This is a genomic window from Microcella alkaliphila, from assembly GCF_004216855.1.
Classification (GTDB): domain Bacteria; phylum Actinomycetota; class Actinomycetes; order Actinomycetales; family Microbacteriaceae; genus Microcella; species Microcella alkaliphila.
Genome location: NZ_SGXT01000011.1, coordinates 380554 through 397246 on the forward strand (window position 1 = coordinate 380554; position 16693 = coordinate 397246).

Here is a 16693-nt window from a genome sequence, read left to right on the forward strand (position 1 = left end):
ACGCGGCACAATTATAGTGGCGGCGCGCGCGAGCGAGAGGGTTCGCAACCCGTGTTAGCGTAACGGCGTGCGTCAAGTCGGCCTGCGCTTGCGGTACCTCGCTGAGCGAGCTCTCCGCCTCAACACAGCGAACCTCATCGAGTGTGCGCGGCAGGCGAAGCGGGTGTCGAAGGCCCCCCTGGTCATCATCATCCTCGACATGCTGTGGTGCTCCGTGCGGTACGAAATGGCATTCCGCGACTATGCGGTCTGGGACATCCGAACGCTGTCGGGAACTGAGCGGCGCACATGGATGACCCACCCCAAAGCGTTTCGCCTCAATAGCACGCTCAATGCTCCGAACTCCCGTGAGCTGCTGGGCGACAAGCCGCGGTTTTACCGCGACTTCGCGACAGAAATCGGTCGCGAGTGGATCGATGCACAACACGCGAGCGAGGAAGAGGTTAGCCGGTTCCTTTCCCGGCACGCACGGGTTATGGCAAAACCCCCGCACGGCGAGGGCGGCGCCGGCATTGACATCCTCGACACGACGGACGTCCTCGCAGATGTGGGAACCACCCTTCAGTCGCTGCGCGAGAAACATCAGACGCTGCTCGAGGAAGTCGTTGTTCAGCACCCCGATCTCGCAGCCCTCGCCTCCCACAGCGTCAACACCATCCGGCTCATTACCTACCGTGACCCGCGAGACCAGTTCCATCTCATCGCCGCGGTCCTCCGCATCGGCAATCAGGGAATCATCGACAATTTCGCAGCCGGCGGCATGTTCACGATGCTGGATGACGACGGTGTCGCCCTCTGGCCAGCTGTCGACAAGCAATCGAACATCTACGCGAAGCACCCCGTGTCAGGCGTCGCCATCCAGGGTTTTCGCGTGCCCCACTTCCGGGAGGCGGTTGAGCTGGTCACACATGCTTCCCGTCGGCTACCCACGGTGCCGTATGTGGGGTGGGATATCGCGATCACCGCAGAGCGGCCCATCCTGATCGAGGCCAACCATAACTCAAGTGTTTTTCAGATGAAGCCTCGAGCCTCCGGTATTAGAACCGGGCTCCTCCACCGGTATCGCGCGGCCGTCGGCCCAGGAATACTCGACCGCCGTTCCCGTCGACGCGTCACCACACAGGTCTGATTCGCCGACGCGTCAGTGACCCAAGCGCTGTCTCACTGCGGCGAAGGCGAGCGAAAGTTCTCGGGTGCGAAGCGCCGCAAGTACGGCGAGATAGACGATCAGCGAGGCAGTGCCAATCAGTACCGTGCCGAGGGCTCCTGTGAGCTTGTCTGTGAGCATCCACCCCTCGGCACCCCCACTCAGCATGTAGACACCGAAGCCGGCGCTGGCGGCGAGTGCCGCCGCACAGACGAACCGACCGAGTGCAACGAGTGTGCGGCCGAGACCAAACGGGCCAATCATGCGTCGCAACAGCACGGCAGCGACCGTGACCTGAAACAACCCGGCCACGGTTTGTCCCGCGGCGACCGACGCCGTCAGCGACTCGTTCGCAACTACGGCTGCGGCGCTCAGCGTGAAGACGACTACGAGCACACCTTGCACAAGGGTGAACCAGAAGGGCGTGCGCGTGTCGCCATAGGCGTAGAAGGTGCGTTGCACGATGAAGAGCACCGCCATCGGCGTGAGCCCGACGAGAAACGCGATCAGCACGGGCGCCGAGGCAAGAGCATCGGTTGTCGAGTTCGAGAAGACACGGGTGGCGGGCGCCGCCGCCGCCACCAGGCCCGCGACAGCAACGAGGACGAAGATAGTAAGCATTCGTATCGACTGATCGATGTCGCTGACAAGTTGCCGGTTGCGCCCCGCCGCAGCATGCTCACTGATGCGGGTGAAGTAGGGAGTGCCGATAGACAGCACGATCAGCGAGTAAGGCAACATGTAGATCAGCCAGGCGTTCTGCCAGACGAAGATCGATGCGTCAGTACCCGATGCGGCTGAGATCGTCTGTTGTTGCACGATCCCCGCGGCGACGCCGATCAACATGGTCGAAAATGTCCAGCTCGCACGACGGCTGAGGCCACGCAAGCCAATTCCCCGCCAGCGAAAGTCGGGTCTCAGCGGAATTCCGGTGCGGCGCCAGAATACGGCGAGGATAAGGGTCTGAGCGATGATGCCAATTGTCGCCGTGGCACCAATCAGCGCGATACTCCCGAGATCCCACTCTTCGAGCTGTCGACGATCGGCCCCGAAGATCGCAATCAATACCCCGAAACCCGCAATCGACACGACGTTGTTGGCAATGGGAGCCCATGCGTACGGGGCAAACACCCCCCGGGCGTTGAGAGTCTCCCCGACGAGGGCGAACATTCCGAGGAAGAACACCTGCGGAATACACCAGTACGCGAATGCGACAGCGAGCGCGCGTTGTTCGTCCGAGAAGTTGGCGGCGAACAGCCACACCAGGAACGGGGCGGCGAGCATGGCAAGCGCAGTTGCAATGGCAAGACCGGTAGCACCCAGCGTCATCAACTTCGGCAGCACCGCCCGGCCACCGTCAGATCGTGCACTGAGCGCCACGACGTGGGGCACGATCACCCCTGTCAGTAGACCGGTCGAGATAATCGCGATCAGCGTGTTCGGCAATTGGTTTGCGGTTGCAAAGGCGTCACTTGCGGGGCCGATAACTCCGATTGCTGTGACGAGTACTATCGTACGAATCAGGCCGGTTACACGCGACACGAGGGTGCCGGCGGCGATCAGTGCGCTGGAGCGCGCCAGGCTCATACGGATCGGACGATCCCGAGGGGCGTGCTTTGGTGCCCCTGACCGAGCGGGTTGTCACGCAGAATCCGGACCAACCGGCGTTCTCCGTCAGGATCAAGGGTTGACCCCAAGATGTTGCCGCCGAAGTCGTTGATGTCGACGACCGCGACGTCGACCGGAAGGCTGAGCGCTGACTGCAGCGTCTTCGCCACCTCGGCCGGCTTCTCGGGCACCAGTACGACCTGGGTGTTGTAGGGCGGGATGGTTCCGGAGGTCGGCCCATCGATGCCGCGCGCCTTGGGGCCGGCGATGCGGTAGAAGTCGCCCGTGCGGCCGACCGCTTTGGTGACGGCGGCGACGGCGGCGGCGAACAGGATGCGCGGGGTTCCGCACTCGCGCAGCGCCATTTCCATCGTCTCGGGCATTCCGAGTCCGATGCCGTGCGAGGTCTTCGTGACGTACTTTGACAGGAAGGTGGCGAGCTTGCGGGGCTGAATGTCGGAGACCGGGTACGAGCGCCCCTGGCTGATCGCGACGATCTTCTCCGTGACGAACAGCAGGTCGCCGGCGCGCAGGTGCTCGGTGGCGTAGCGCGTGACGACCTCGACGATGTCGTCGTCGGTTGTCACCACGTGGGTCTTCACCGGGATGCGCTGAATGGTTTCACCGTCGACCTCGATGGTCAACGCCTTGCCCTCGTTGGGAGACGCGGTCATGGTCCTGCTTTCTGCTCGTCGACGCCCAGACTGCCAGAGACTCTTACTCGAGGTAGTCGCGCAACGCCTGCGAGCGCGACGGGTGGCGCAGCTTCGCCATCGTCTTCGACTCGATCTGGCGGATGCGCTCGCGGGTGACGCCGAACGTGTCGCCGATCTGGTCGAGCGTCTTCGGCATGCCGTCGCCGAGGCCGAAGCGCATGCGAATGACGCCGGCCTCGCGCTCCGAAAGCGAGTCGAGCAGGCTCTCGAGCTGCTTCTGCAGCATGGTGAAGCCGACCGCATCGGCCGGCACGACCGCTTCGGTGTCCTCGATGAGGTCACCGAACTCGCTGTCGCCGTCTTCGCCGAGCGGAGTGTGCAGCGAGATCGGCTCACGGCCGTACTTCTGCACCTCGATGACCTTCTCGGGGGTCATGTCGAGTTCGCGGCTCAGTTCTTCCGGCGTGGGCTCGCGACCCAGGTCTTGCAGCATCTGGCGCTGCACGCGGGCGAGCTTGTTGATGACCTCCACCATGTGTACCGGGATGCGGATGGTGCGCGCCTGGTCGGCCATCGCGCGCGTGATTGCCTGACGAATCCACCAGGTGGCGTAGGTCGAGAACTTGAAGCCCTTCGTGTAGTCGAACTTCTCGACGGCACGAATAAGGCCCAGGTTTCCTTCTTGGATGAGGTCGAGGAACTGCATGCCTCGGCCCGTGTAGCGCTTCGCGAGCGACACGACGAGACGCAGGTTGGCGCCGAGCAGGTGCTTCTTGGCCCGCTGGCCGTCGCGGGCCACCCAGTCGAGCTCACGACCGAGCTGGGTGCGCTTTTCCTTGTCGCTCATCTGCGACAGCTTCTCTTCGGCGAACAGGCCCGCTTCAATGCGCATCGCCAGCTCGACCTCTTCGGCCGCGTTCAAGAGCGCGACCTTACCGATCTGCTTCAGGTAGTCCTTGACCGGGTCAGCGGTCGCGCCGGTGATCGTCGTTGAGTAGACGGGGACCTCGTCGTCGTCGGTGTTGCTGAGAACGATCGCGCCCGTCGGAAGCTCTTCCTTCGGTACGTCCGTGTCGTCGTCCGCGTCATCGTCGGCGGGAGCGCTCGCGAGTGCCGCGGCAGCGTCCTCGTCGACGGCAGATTCATCCTTCGCCGCGGCGGCCGTCGTCTTCTTGCTGCGCGACGCGGTGGCCTTCGTCGCGGTCGCGGTCTTCTCCGCCGCCGCGGCGTCGGCCTTCGCTGTCGGCTTCTTCGCGGCTGTCGGCTTCTTCGCGGCCGTGGTCGCGGCCGTCGCCTTCTTCGCGACGGTGGTGGTCGTGGTTGTCGCCTTCTTCGCGGCAGGCTTCTTCGCGGCAGGCTTCGCCGCGGCCTTCTTCTCAGCCGGAGCGTCGCTCGTGCTCGTCGTACGTGTCGCCATGGGCCCCTACTTCCGCGTCTTCCGGGCAGTACAACGACCCATGTCAAGTCCCCGCGATTCGTACGGTGCTAAAGAAACGGTGCTAAAGAAGCGGTGTACGGCGGGCGACCGACCGGGTCGCGAACCTCCATTATTGCACGGATGCTCGCACCCTCCGACCAGCGCGGCGCGGGTCAGTCGTCGTCGGCGCGCCGCCGGTGCGCGAGGAATTTCTCCAGCTCGGCGGCGATCGAGTCAGCGCTCGGAACCTCGCCGTCGTCGCCCGTCAAGGGCGAGCGCAAGGCGTTATCCTCCATGTAGCTGTCGTGGCGATCCTCGAGGGTTCCGACGAGGCGCTGCAATTCGCTGTTGCCCTCAACCTGATCGTCGACCTTGGCAAGGAACTCGCGCCCCTCTTCGCGCAGGCGGTCGGTCGGCAACAGCAAGCCGGTCGCGGCGGTGATGCTCTCGAGTGCCGCCACCGCCGCCGCCGGATACTCGGTGTCGCCCAGGTAGTGGGGAATCAGCAGCACGAAGCCCGCAACCGGCTGGCCAGCTTCTTGCAACTTGTATTCGAGCAGGTGCATGGCGTTCCCGGGCACCTGCGTCTGGGGCCGCCAGATCGAGTGCGCATCGGTGAGGTCCTCGCGGTTGCCGCTGACCGTCGATCCGATCGGCCGCGTGTGCGGCACCGGCATCGGGATGGCATTGATCCACGTGGTCGACGCGACCTCCCACTGCTCGACGAGGGCGACGACCGCGTCGGTGAAACCCTCCCAGCGGAAGTCCGGCTCGTAGCCCGTCATCAAGAGGAACGGCGCCCCCAGTTCATCGCGTGCGAGGCGGATCGCGAGCTCGGGCCGCCGATACTCCGTGAAGCGGGTCTCGTCGAAGAAGAGAATCGGTCGGCGGGCGCGGTAGTCGAGCAGAGCATCCCCGTCGAATTCGACGACCACCTCGGCGTCCAGGGCGTCCAGGAGGTACTCGGTGACCTGCTGCACTGCCCCGCCAGCGTCCGTGAAGCCGGTGATCGCTGCCACGAGGGGCAAGCCGCGCGGCATTTCGTCGGCCGGACGACGCAGGCGGTACAGCTCGGAGGGTTCGCGCATATTTCCCATCGTAGGAGCGGCCCCTCGGCGTCACCTGCGCCCCACGCGCGCCGAGAGCGAACAGTCGGCGTCGATACGATGATTCGATGCTTCCTCTCGACGTGACTCGTACGACTGACTCTCCCGCCACCATCGACGCCGACGTCCTCGTCGTGTTCGTGGCCCGCACCGAGAACGGCCCCCGCGTCCTCGCCGACCCCGATGTGGCTGAGCTGCTGGGAGGCGCGCTCGTCGCCGTCGGAGCGACGGGCGCCGCAGAGGAAACAGTGCGCGTGCCCGCGCCCGAGGGCGTTGCCGCCACGAGCATCCTCGCCGCTGGCGTCGGCAGCGAGACGCCCGACGCCGAAAGCGTGCGCCGGGCCGCCGGCGCCGCGACGCGCACCCTGAAGGCGATCACCGCGATCGCGATTGTGCCGCCCAGCGACGACGATGTCGCCGCAGCTGTCGAGGGTGCCGTGATGGGCGCCTACCGCTTCGAGGCCGAAGGCCTGCGCGCTCGAGAGGCCGACGATGCGACACGGCTCGAGCGCGTGCGCGTCGTGGCGCACGGTGACGAGGCGGATGCCCGGATCACCCGAGCGCTCGTCGGCGCGGAGGCCGTGTGGACGGTTCGCGACCTCGTGACGACTCCCCCGCACGCCCTGTACCCCGAGACGTTCGCACAGCACGCCCAGGGGCTTTCTGTCGAGCTGCCCCTCGAGGTCGAGATCCTCGACGAGGCGGCACTGGCGGCGGGCGGATTCGGCGGCATCCTCGGCGTCGGTCAGGGGTCGTCGCGCCCGCCGCGCCTCGTCGTCGTTCGCTACAACCGCGACGCCAACCTGCCGCACCTGGCCCTCGTGGGTAAGGGCATCACCTTCGACTCGGGCGGACTGTCGCTCAAGCCCGCCGCCTCCATGGTCGGCATGAAGTACGACATGACCGGGGCAGCCACCACGCTGGCCGCCACGGTGGCCGCCGCGAAGCTTGGCCTGCCCGTGCGCATCACTGCCTGGCTGTGCCTCGCCGAAAACATGCCAAGCTCGACCGCGATTCGCCCGAACGACGTGCTGACGATCCGCGGCGGGCGCACCGTCGAGGTACTCAATACTGACGCCGAAGGGCGACTCGTCATGGCCGACGGTCTCGTTGCCGCGAGCGAAGAGCGCCCCGACGCCATCGTCGACGTGGCGACCCTGACCGGCGCTGCCCGGGTGGCCCTCGGCGAGCGGTACGCGGGCCTCATGGGAGACCCCGAGCTGGTCGCGGCCGTGCAGAAAGCGGCCGACGCGACGGGTGAGCTCGTCTGGCCGATGCCGCTGCCGAGCGAACTGCGGGCCCTGTTGGCCACCGACGTCGCGGACATCGCGAACGCCAAGCCGGGCAACACCGCGGCGGGCATGCTGCTCGCCGGCGTCTTCCTGCAGGAATTCGTGGGGCGCACGTCCGACGAGGCGGATGCTCCGCGCATCCCGTGGGCGCATCTCGACATCGCGGGCCCCGCGAACAACTCGGGCGGACCGTTCGGATACACGCCGAAGGGTTCGTCGGGCGTCGCGACGCGCCTCCTGATTGCGCTCGCAGACGCGCTCGGCGCAAAGGAGTAGGCTGGGCGATCGGCGCGACCACCCGCGCGACGTCCCCCGGCCGGCACCATAACCAGGCGCCGGCCTCCGCTCGACTGCCAGACCGATGAGGGAGCAATTGCCGGTGACCGAACACAACTTTGACCTCGTGATCCTCGGAGCCGGAAGTGGTGGCTACGCCGCCGCGCTCCGCGCCAGCCAGCTGGGCATGACGGTTGGACTGATCGAGAAGAGCAAGGTCGGTGGAACCTGCCTGCACGTCGGCTGCATTCCGACGAAGGCGCTGCTGCACGCAGCAGAGATCGCTGACGCAGCCCGCGACTCCGATAAGTTCGGCGTACGCGCGACCCTCGAGGGTGTCGACGTGCCGGCGGTCATCCAGTACCGCGAGAGCGTGGTCTCGAGCAAGCACAAGGGCCTGCAGGGCCTGATCAAGGCCCGCGGCATCACGACCATCGAGGGCGAAGGGCGCCTCACCTCGCCGACGACCGTGCAGGTGGGCGAGCACACCATCACGGGCAAGAACGTGATCCTCGCGACGGGTTCGTACCCGCGCACGCTTCCCGGCCTCGAGATCGGCGGCCGTGTCATCACGAGCGAGCAGGGACTGCAGCTCGACTACGTACCCAAGAAGGTCGCCGTTCTCGGCGGCGGCGTCATCGGTGTCGAGTTCGCGAGCGTGTGGCGCTCGTTCGGCGCCGAAGTGGTCATCATCGAGGCCCTGCCGCACCTGGTGCCGGCCGAGGACGAGTCGATCTCGAAGCAGTTCGAGCGCGCCTACCGCAAGCGCGGCATCGAGTTCAGCCTGGGCGTGAAGTTCCAGGGCGTCACCCAGAACGACCAGGGCGTCGTCGTCACCCTCGAAGACGGAAAGACCATCGAGGCCGATCTGCTGCTCGTCGCCGTCGGCCGCGGCCCGGCGACGGCCGGGCTCGGCTTCGAAGAGGTCGGCGTCGAGATGGATCGCGGCTTCGTCCTCACCGACGAGCGCCTGCGGACCAACATCCCCGGCGTCTGGGCCGTCGGCGACATCGTGCCCGGCCTGCAGCTGGCCCACCGTGGCTTCCAGCACGGCATCTTCGTCGCGGAAGAAATCGCCGGACTGAACCCGGTCGTGATCAGCGACACGAACATCCCCAAGGTCACCTACTCGGAGCCCGAGGTCGCCTCGGTCGGCCTTAGCGAGAAGAAGGCGAAGGAGCAGTACGGCGACGACGCCGTGGCGACCTACGACTACAACCTCGCAGGCAACGGCAAGAGCCACATCCTCGAGACGGCGGGGTCGATCAAGGTCATCCGCGTCGTCGACGGCCCGGTTGTCGGCGTGCACATGATCGGCGCTCGCGTCGGCGAACTCATCGGCGAGGCGCAGCTGGCCGTCAACTGGGATGCGCACCCCGAGGACGTCGCTCCGCTCCTGCACGCGCACCCCACGCAGCACGAGGCTCTCGGCGAAGCATTCATGGCGCTGGCCGGCAAGTCCCTGCACGCGATCTGACATACGGCCAGAATTAGGCTGAGACAACCCACAAGGTTCAAAAGGAGCATCACTGATGAGCGAATCCGTCAACCTCCCCGCGCTCGGCGAGAGCGTCACCGAGGGTACGGTCACCCGCTGGTTGAAGAACGTCGGCGACCGCGTCGAGGTTGACGAGCCGTTGCTCGAGGTCTCGACCGACAAGGTCGACACCGAAATCCCGTCGCCCATCGCTGGCGTCATCGAGGAGATCCTCGTTGCCGAGGACGAGACCGTCGAGGTCGGCGCTCCCCTCGTGCGCATCGATGACGGCTCCGGCGGAGGGGGGTCGACCGACGTGCCCGGCGCCGACGCCGAGGTGGAGGCTGCTCCGAGCGCTCCGGCTGAGCCGAGTGCGGCTGCTCCGAGCGCGCCGGCTGAACCGGCGCCGAGTGCGGCTCCGGCACCCAGTGCCGCCCCCGCCCCCAGCGCAGCTCCGGCACCGAGCGCCGCCCCGGCACCCAGCGCGGCCCCCGCGCCGAGTGCGGCACCCGCACCCAGCGCAGCCCCTGCCCCGAGCGCAGCGCCGGCGCCGAGCGCCGTCGCGGCCTCCTCGCAGGATGCCCCCGCCCAGGCGGGAAGCAACGCGGGCTACATCACGCCGATCGTGCGGAAGCTCGCCGCCGAGCACGGTGTCGACCTCGCGTCGATCACGGGCACCGGCGTCGGCGGCCGCATTCGTAAGCAGGATGTGCTCGCCGCCGCGGAGTCGTCGGGCTCGGCGGCTGCTGCCCCCGCGGCGTCGGCTGCGCGCGAGCCGCTCGAGGCGTCGCCCCTGCGCGGCACCACCGTGTCGATGTCGCGCCTGCGCAAGGTCATCGCCGAGCGCGCCGTCGTGTCGATGCAGTCGACCGCCCAACTCACCTCGGTGGTTGAGGTGGACGTCACGAAGGTGGCAGCTCTCCGCTCGTCGGTGAAGGACGCCTTCCTCGAGGCGACTGGGACGAAACTGTCGTTCCTGCCGTTCTTCGCGAAGGCGGCGACCGAGGCCCTCCGCGCGTTCCCGATCATCAACGCGACCGTCGACGGTGACTCCATCGTCTACCCCGACACCGAGAACCTGTCGATCGCGGTCGACACCGAGCGCGGCCTGCTGACGCCCGTCGTCCGTGGCGCCGGTGACAAGTCGATCGCCGAGTTGGCAGGCGACATCGCCGATCTCGCCGCGCGAACGCGCGACAACCAGTTGAAGCCCGACGAACTCGCCGGAGGCACGTTCACGCTGACCAACACCGGTTCGCGTGGCGCGCTATTCGACACCCCGGTCGTCTTCCTTCCGCAGGTCGCGATCCTCGGAACCGGCGTTGTCACGAAGAAGCCGACCGTCGTGACGATTGACGGCGAAGACGTGATTGCGATCCGCTCGATGGTCTATCTCGCCCTGTCGTACGACCACCGCATCGTGGACGGAGCAGACGCCGCCCGATTCCTCACCGCCGTCAAGGCGCGTTTGGAAGAGGCCGACTTCGACGCCGATCTCGGCATCTAGGTCCACGCGTCTCGAATACGCCATCCGGCCTCGCTTCTGATCATCAGAAGCGAGGCCGGAGTCGTTTCCGGCGCCATCAGGGAGACAACCACGGCGTCACCCGATCGCTCCAACACGACGACGTCGACCCGATCACTGTCAACCAGGGGCGCGAGCGCGGCAAGGACGGAGTCTCGACCGGCCGCCCGCGATTCCGCCGCGCTCGACGACGCGTGCAACGCATCATCACAGAGCAGCCGTTGCTCGTGTTCGCATGACTGCCACCTCCGCACGAGCTCGCGCACCACGATGAGCCAATCGTCAGGATGTGCCATGAGCGTCGGATCGTCGGCGTCCTCCGCACGACCGTCGAACGCGTCGTCCGCTGGGCTGATGCTCGTCTCCGGGTGGTCGGTCGCCGCCTCTGCGACACCCGACGACGCGTCCCCGGACGGCGAGGGCACCACCCCCACGATGACGACCGCGGCGAGAACTGCCACGCCCGCTGCCGCCATAATCAGCGATCGGCGCGGGAGGCGCGTCGCCGCGGCGCGAATGCGCTGACAACGCTCCGTCATGTCGGTCACCGCACGCTCCACGAGCGTCGTGACCCTCTGCGGGAGGCCCACCTGCTGCGTCACGCGCGCGAGGGTCGCCGCGACGCCGACGCGCTCGTGGTAGGGCTCCTGCTGGCCATCGTCAGTGACCGCTCGCCTGTGCGCCGCCGTGTCTGTACCGGGCGCTGCACCGACGAGCGGCTCGGCAGCGCTCCAGCGCAGGAGAACATCGGGGTCATCGAGGGCATCGACGATTTCGGGCAGCGAAGCGGCTGTGTCGGAGAAGCCCGCCGCGTCCAGCGCGCGAACGGCCGCGAGACGCACTCTTTCCAGCGCCTGAACATCGGCCAGGTGCGCCGGATCTTTGGCGCGGAGATGCGTCGGGAGCGGCGCCGCGCGAAACGCGCCCGTGAGTTCGGCGATGATGGGGCGCCCGTCGGCGGTCACCACGATGCGGCCAATGTCGGGCCCGCCCAGGACGGCACCGAGGTCGTGCGCGGTGCGCAGCGTGACCACCATCGGGTGCAGGAGCGTCACCGCCCGACCGGGCGTGCACCAGCCGGGCGTAGCGAGTAAGCCGTCGAGCCGCTCCCCGGTCACGAGGGTGCGAATGATGCGCAGGGTGCCGTCGGGGTCGATCGCGAGGTCACGCACCGAGGGCAGATGGGGCGACGGGCACTCCCCCATCACGCGCACCTGGTGTTCCCACGCACCGCGCGAGGCCTCCGGAACCACGAGGAGTTCGGCGGCGCCCGTTCCAACATCAACGACAGCGCGATGCACCTCGCCCTCCGCGGAGCGGTGCCGCACGACGCGGTATGACTCTGCTCCCGGCGCCTGCATGGGGTGACAATGTCAGCCCGACGACCCACACGGTGCGCCCCTCGCCTACGCTCGGGAGAGCGTGCCGGCATGCGCCGGCGGGGAGGAGGCAGCTGGCGACCCCGTATCCTTGAGGTATGGCACGTCGCGACTCCAGCAGCCCGAAGGCACCCAAGGAACCCGGCCGCATCAAGCAGATGTGGCAGGTCTTCCAGATGACGCGGCGGATGGACAAGGCCGCACCCTGGTGGATGCTTCTGTGGTTCCTGCTCCCCCTGACAGCGGGCATCGTCCTTGCCATTGTGATCGCCGGCGGCAGCATTCTCGGAATGGTGCTGTACATCATCGCCGGTGTCATGGGCGGTATTCTCGGCCCGCTCGTCGTGCTCGGCCGACGAGCCGAAAAGGTCGCCTACCGCCAGATCTCGGGCCAGCCGGGCGCCGTCGGCGCCGTGCTCCGAAGCTCGTTGCGTCGCGCATGGCAGTCGAGCGAAATGCCGGTGGCGATGAGCCCCAAAAGCCAAGACGCGGTATACCGAGCCGTCGGGAAGCCGGGCGTGATGCTCATCGGAGAAGGTCCCAAGAGCCGCACCAAGCGCATGCTCGAAGACGAGCGTCGCAACGTCAATCGCATCGTGCCGAACGTTCCCGTGCACTTCGTCTACGTCGGGCCCGACGAGGACTCCACAAAGCTGGAGAACCTCGCCAAGACGCTCAACAAGAACAAGAAGGTGCTCACCAAGGCCGAGGTGCTCGCCGTGAACAATCGACTGACGTCGCTCAGCCGCTCGAGCACGTTGCCCATCCCGAAGGGCATCGACCCGATGAAGGTGCGCGCGCCGAAGCCCCGCTAGTCGGCACGTCCCAGTCGCTCGTCGCCGCCAGCCACTCGCGGCGTAGTAGTGCGTAGCATTCCCGTTCGAACGTGCGGGGCTGAACTGCGTCCGCCCCTACGGCCACGTCGCTAAAAAGCGCCGCCGCGACCGGGCGTAAGCCGCTGGCACGGATGGCGAGTTGCATCCACTCGCCGGGCGCTGGCACGTCTCCGCTCGGCTGCGCCGCCACGATCGACTCGGCGCTCGCACGGTCGTAGTCGACCGACCACATTGGTATCGCCCAGTGTCAGGAGCACGCCGGTGGGAGACAAAGGCGTCGAAGTCGTCCGCAGCGAGCGTCGCCAGCCGCGTCCGCGCTGTCGTCAGGATCATGCCGCCGGGCTACTAAAACACTCGGCGCATGTACTCCGCGTTCTGCGAGTAGCCCAGGCGGTCGTAGAAGCCTCCCGCGCGGCGCGCCGCGACCGTGATCTGGCGAACGCCGCGGCGGATGCACTCAGCCTCGACGGCGTGAACCAGAGCCGTGCCGAGATCGAGGCCACGAGCATCCGAGTCGACAACGATCTCTTGAAGCTGCGCCGACGGGCCGTTGGTGGACAGCAGGCGGGCAACGGTCGTCAAGGCGTAGCCCGCGACCTCACCGGAATCCTTTTCCGCCACGAGGAGGAAGATTGCGTCGTCTTCGCCGGCGGCGACCACGTCGTGGAACGACTCGTCAAAGGCACTGCGCACGGGAACAAACGCTGCACCCAGCTGCTGCACAAGGGAGAAGACCGCGTCCGCGTCTTCGGGCCGGGCACGCCGAACGTCACTCATGCGAGGCGGCTCAGCGTCCGAAGTTGCCGCGGTAGTACTCGTACACCCAGCCGACCAAGCCGATCAGGGCGATGACGGCCGCGTAGCCCACGATCCAGAAGTCGATGGCGAGCCCCAGGAAGACGAGCGAGGCGCCACCGGCCAGGATGATCGGCCACCAGCTCCACGGGGGGAAGAAGCCCTGCTCGGCGTCGCCGTCATCGATATCGGCGTCGAGGCGGTCCTCCGGCAGCTCGCCGCCCTGGTTGCGGTAGACGAGGCGCAGGTAGAAGGCGATGAACGCCGACAGGATGCCGCAGAGGCCGATCGCGACGGCGCCCACCCACTCGACCTGGCCCGTGTCGATGATCGCCCACGAGATGTAGACGACGTCAAGGACGACGAAGAAGACGAGCAGGACCCAGAAGAGGTTGATGTTGGTCTTCACGGGATCACTTCACCTTGTTGTCGTCGATGTCGAGCGTGGGTGCGTCGGGCGCGTCCTTGCCCGGCCCGATGCCGATCGGGATGCCGGCCTCGGGGTGGTTCAGGTCGAACGCCGGCGACTCGGAGCGGATACGCGGGATCGACGTGAAGTTGTGGCGCGGCGGGGGACAGGAGGTCGCCCACTCGAGCGAACGACCGTAACCCCACGGGTCGTTGACCGTGACCTTCGGAGCCCGACGCGCGGTGATGTACACGTTCAGCAGGAACGGAATCATCGAGGCCGCGAGCAGGAACGACCCGACGGTCGACAGCTGGTTCATCCAAGTGAAGCCGTCCTCGACGAGGTACGTGGCGTAGCGGCGGGGCATGCCCACGACGCCGAGCCAGTGCTGCACGAGGAAGGTCGCGTGGAAGCCGACAAACAGGATCCAGAAGTGGATGTGGCCGAGACGCTCGTTGAGCATCTTGCCCGTCCACTTCGGCCACCAGAAATAGAAGCCGGCGAACATCGCGAACACGACGGTTCCGAAGACGACGTAGTGGAAGTGCGCCACGACGAAGTAGGAGTCGGAGACAGCGAAGTCAAGCGGGGGCGAGGCGAGGATGACGCCCGTCAGGCCACCGAACACGAAGGTGATGAGGAAGCCCAGCGACCACACGAGCGGGGTCTCGAACGTGACGGAGCCCCGCCACATGGTGCCGATCCAGTTGAAGATCTTCACGCCGGTTGGCACCGCGATCAGCATCGTCATCAGCGCGAAGAACGGCAGGAGCACCGAACCGGTCACGTACATGTGGTGCGCCCACACGGTGATCGACAGCGCCGCGATGGCGATTGTTGCGTACACCAGGGTCTTGTAGCCGAAGATCGGCTTGCGGCTGAATACCGGGAAGATCTCGGACACGATGCCGAAGAACGGCAGCGCGATGATGTACACCTCGGGGTGGCCGAAAAACCAGAAGAGGTGCTGCCACAGGATGGCTCCGCCGTTGGCGGCGTCAAACACGTGCGATCCGAACATCCGGTCAGAGCCCAGGGCGAACAGGGCGGCGGCGAGGACGGGGAAGGCCATCAGCACGAGCAGCGACGTCACCAGCGTGTTCCACGTGAAGATCGGCATGCGCCACATGGTCATGCCGGGCGCACGCATCGTGATGATCGTGGTGATGAAGTTCACCGCACCGAGGATCGTTCCGAACCCGGATATCGCGAGACCGAAGACCCACAGGTTTCCGCCGAGCCCTGGAGAGAACGTTTGGCTTGACAGTGGCGCGTACGCAAACCAGCCGAACGATGCCGCACCCTGCGGGGTCAGGAAGCCGGCGACCGCGATCAGCGAACCGAACGAATACAGCCAGTAGGCGAAAGCGTTCAGACGCGGGAAGGCGACGTCAGGGGCGCCAATCTGCAGCGGCATGAGCACGTTGGCGAAGCCCGCGAACAGCGGCGTCGCGAACATGAGCAGCATGATCGTGCCGTGCATCGTGAAGAGCTGGTTGTACTGCTCTTTCGTGGCGACGATCTCGAGGCCCGGCGCGAAAAGCTGCGCGCGGATGACGAGAGCCATCACACCGCCGATGAGGAAGTAGACGAACGACGTCATCAGGTACATGTACCCGATGGTCTTGTGGTCGGTAGAGGTGATCCATCCGACGAAAACGTTGCCTTTACGCCCGACGGTGGGCGAGATCGCCCCCGGAGCGCTGCCGGAAACGTTGGGGCGAGGTGCGGTCGTGGTCATGTGGCCGCTTACTCCTCTTCGCTCGTGCCGGCGGGTGCGATGACCGGCGGGTTCGGGGCGGTGTTGAACTCCGGTCCGAGGCGTCCTTCGAAGCCGCGGTCACGCAGAGCCTGCATTTGGGCTTCGTACTCGTCGACCGAGACGACCTCGACGTTGAAGAGCATGAGCGAGTGGAACTCTCCGCAGAGTTCGGCGCACTTGCCGACGAAGCTGCCTTCCCGCTCAGGGATGAAGAACCAGTGGTTGGTGCGCCCGGGGATCATGTCCTTCTTGTAGAGGAAGTCGATGATCCAGAAGGAGTGGATGACGTCGCGCGACTCGAGGATGATTTCGACCTTCTGCCCCACGGGGAGGTACAGGGTCGGCAGCGATTCGACGTCGATGGTGTTGTTCGGGCCCGTCTCTTGGGCCTGGATGCCCGAGTAGTAGACGTTGTCGGTCAGGTAGTTGAAGTCCCACGCCCAGCGCTTGCCGTAGACCTCGATCTGCACGTCGGGGTCTTCGAGCGGCGCCTCGATCGCGGCCTGGTCGCGGGCGGTGAAGGCGAAGAAGCCGAGCACGAGGATCAGCGGAACGACGGTGTAGAACACCTCGATCGGCATGTTGTAGCGCAGCTGCACGGGGAGGCCCGTCTGCCCGCGACGGCGGCGGTAGACGACGGCGGCCCAGATGATGAGGCCCCACGTGATCACGCCAACGACGAGCAGAACAATCCAGGAGGTCACCCACAGGCCGATGACGCGGTCGACCTGGTTGGTCGTTCCAGGTTCGGTCGGGAGCCAACCCAGTTGCATCTGGGTCGTGCACCCTGCTAGGGCGATCGTGGTGATGACGGCGAGGGGAATCGCTGTCCATCGAAGACGTCGGTTGGAACGCACCGGTGACCTCTCGTCGAGACGGGGGTTGTGAATCGTTGTTCAGTCTACGTTACGCGGCGGCGCGGTCCGGGCCCGCGACGCTCCGAGATCCCTGCCAATCCGGGGATCGGGGCACCCTAACGATGTGGTATCGACGGGGTCGGTGCGCTCA

14 protein-coding genes are annotated in these 16693 nt (G+C 66.4%); 5 read left to right on the forward strand and 9 right to left on the reverse strand.

Features of this window, described 5'->3' with window-relative positions; translation table 11 throughout:
• Window positions 1–163 precede the first annotated feature (163 nt).
• The gene (locus tag EV140_RS02460; RefSeq protein WP_241971253.1) at window positions 164–1129 is read left to right on the forward strand and encodes a sugar-transfer associated ATP-grasp domain-containing protein; all 966 of its coding nucleotides are present in this window, start codon (window positions 164–166) and stop codon (window positions 1127–1129) included.
• A gap of 12 nt (window positions 1130–1141) precedes the next feature.
• Here the strand turns inward: EV140_RS02460 and murJ are convergent, their stop codons facing one another.
• From murJ to EV140_RS02480, 4 genes are all read right to left on the reverse strand, one after another.
• Complete coding sequence (gene murJ / locus EV140_RS02465) at window positions 1142–2734, reverse strand: murein biosynthesis integral membrane protein MurJ (RefSeq protein WP_130280684.1); 1593 nt, start codon at window positions 2732–2734, stop codon at window positions 1142–1144.
• Complete coding sequence (locus EV140_RS02470) at window positions 2731–3429, reverse strand: coenzyme F420-0:L-glutamate ligase (protein WP_130280686.1); 699 nt, start codon at window positions 3427–3429, stop codon at window positions 2731–2733. Before EV140_RS02470 ends, murJ begins: the two co-directional genes overlap by 4 nt.
• A 43-nt stretch (window positions 3430–3472) precedes the next feature.
• A complete protein-coding gene (locus tag EV140_RS02475; RefSeq protein ID WP_130280688.1) occupies window positions 3473–4828 on the reverse strand; it encodes an RNA polymerase sigma factor in 1356 nt (451 codons plus the stop codon).
• 173 nt (window positions 4829–5001) lie between these two features.
• Complete coding sequence (locus tag EV140_RS02480; RefSeq protein ID WP_130280690.1) at window positions 5002–5916, reverse strand: proteasome assembly chaperone family protein; 915 nt, start codon at window positions 5914–5916, stop codon at window positions 5002–5004.
• Window positions 5917–6002: 86 nt separating this feature from the next.
• Between EV140_RS02480 and EV140_RS02485 the strand changes: the two genes are divergently transcribed.
• The 3 genes from EV140_RS02485 to sucB all read left to right on the forward strand — a co-directional run bounded on the left by EV140_RS02485 (window position 6003) and on the right by sucB (window position 10486).
• Window positions 6003–7502 (forward strand): leucyl aminopeptidase, encoded by a 1500-nt coding sequence (locus EV140_RS02485; RefSeq protein ID WP_130280692.1) that lies wholly within the window; start codon window positions 6003–6005, stop codon window positions 7500–7502.
• 103 nt (window positions 7503–7605) lie between these two features.
• Window positions 7606–8979, forward strand: coding sequence for a dihydrolipoyl dehydrogenase (gene lpdA / locus EV140_RS02490; RefSeq protein ID WP_130280694.1), 1374 nt, complete (start codon window positions 7606–7608; stop codon window positions 8977–8979).
• A gap of 55 nt (window positions 8980–9034) precedes the next feature.
• Complete coding sequence (sucB, locus tag EV140_RS02495; protein WP_130280696.1) at window positions 9035–10486, forward strand: 2-oxoglutarate dehydrogenase, E2 component, dihydrolipoamide succinyltransferase; 1452 nt, start codon at window positions 9035–9037, stop codon at window positions 10484–10486.
• On the opposite strand, the gene EV140_RS02500 is transcribed toward sucB, so the two are convergent.
• On the reverse strand, window positions 10483–11865 hold the full coding sequence (locus tag EV140_RS02500; RefSeq protein ID WP_130280698.1) for a hypothetical protein: 1383 nt from the start codon (window positions 11863–11865) through the stop codon (window positions 10483–10485). The two genes, sucB and EV140_RS02500, sit on opposite strands and share 4 nt — an antisense overlap.
• Before the next feature lie 116 nt (window positions 11866–11981).
• Here EV140_RS02500 and EV140_RS02505 point away from each other — a divergent pair, with 116 nt between their 5' ends.
• Window positions 11982–12698, forward strand: a complete 717-nt coding sequence (locus EV140_RS02505) for a DUF4191 domain-containing protein (protein WP_130280700.1) — start codon at window positions 11982–11984, stop codon at window positions 12696–12698.
• 366 nt (window positions 12699–13064) lie between these two features.
• Here EV140_RS02505 and EV140_RS02510 read toward each other — a convergent pair whose 3' ends face one another.
• The 4 genes from EV140_RS02510 to ctaC are packed head-to-tail and all read right to left on the reverse strand — an operon-like array spanning window position 13065 to window position 16542.
• Window positions 13065–13496, reverse strand: coding sequence for a GNAT family N-acetyltransferase (locus tag EV140_RS02510; protein WP_130280702.1), 432 nt, complete (start codon window positions 13494–13496; stop codon window positions 13065–13067).
• Window positions 13497–13506: 10 nt separating this feature from the next.
• A complete protein-coding gene (locus tag EV140_RS02515; RefSeq protein ID WP_130280704.1) occupies window positions 13507–13923 on the reverse strand; it encodes a cytochrome c oxidase subunit 4 in 417 nt (138 codons plus the stop codon).
• Between the two features lie 4 nt (window positions 13924–13927).
• On the reverse strand, window positions 13928–15664 hold the full coding sequence (gene ctaD, locus EV140_RS02520) for an aa3-type cytochrome oxidase subunit I (RefSeq protein ID WP_130280706.1): 1737 nt from the start codon (window positions 15662–15664) through the stop codon (window positions 13928–13930).
• Between the two features lie 8 nt (window positions 15665–15672).
• Window positions 15673–16542 carry an aa3-type cytochrome oxidase subunit II gene (gene ctaC, locus EV140_RS02525; RefSeq protein WP_130280708.1) on the reverse strand — a complete coding sequence of 290 codons (870 nt, stop codon included), beginning with the start codon at window positions 16540–16542 and terminating at the stop codon, window positions 15673–15675.
• Window positions 16543–16693 lie beyond the last annotated feature (151 nt).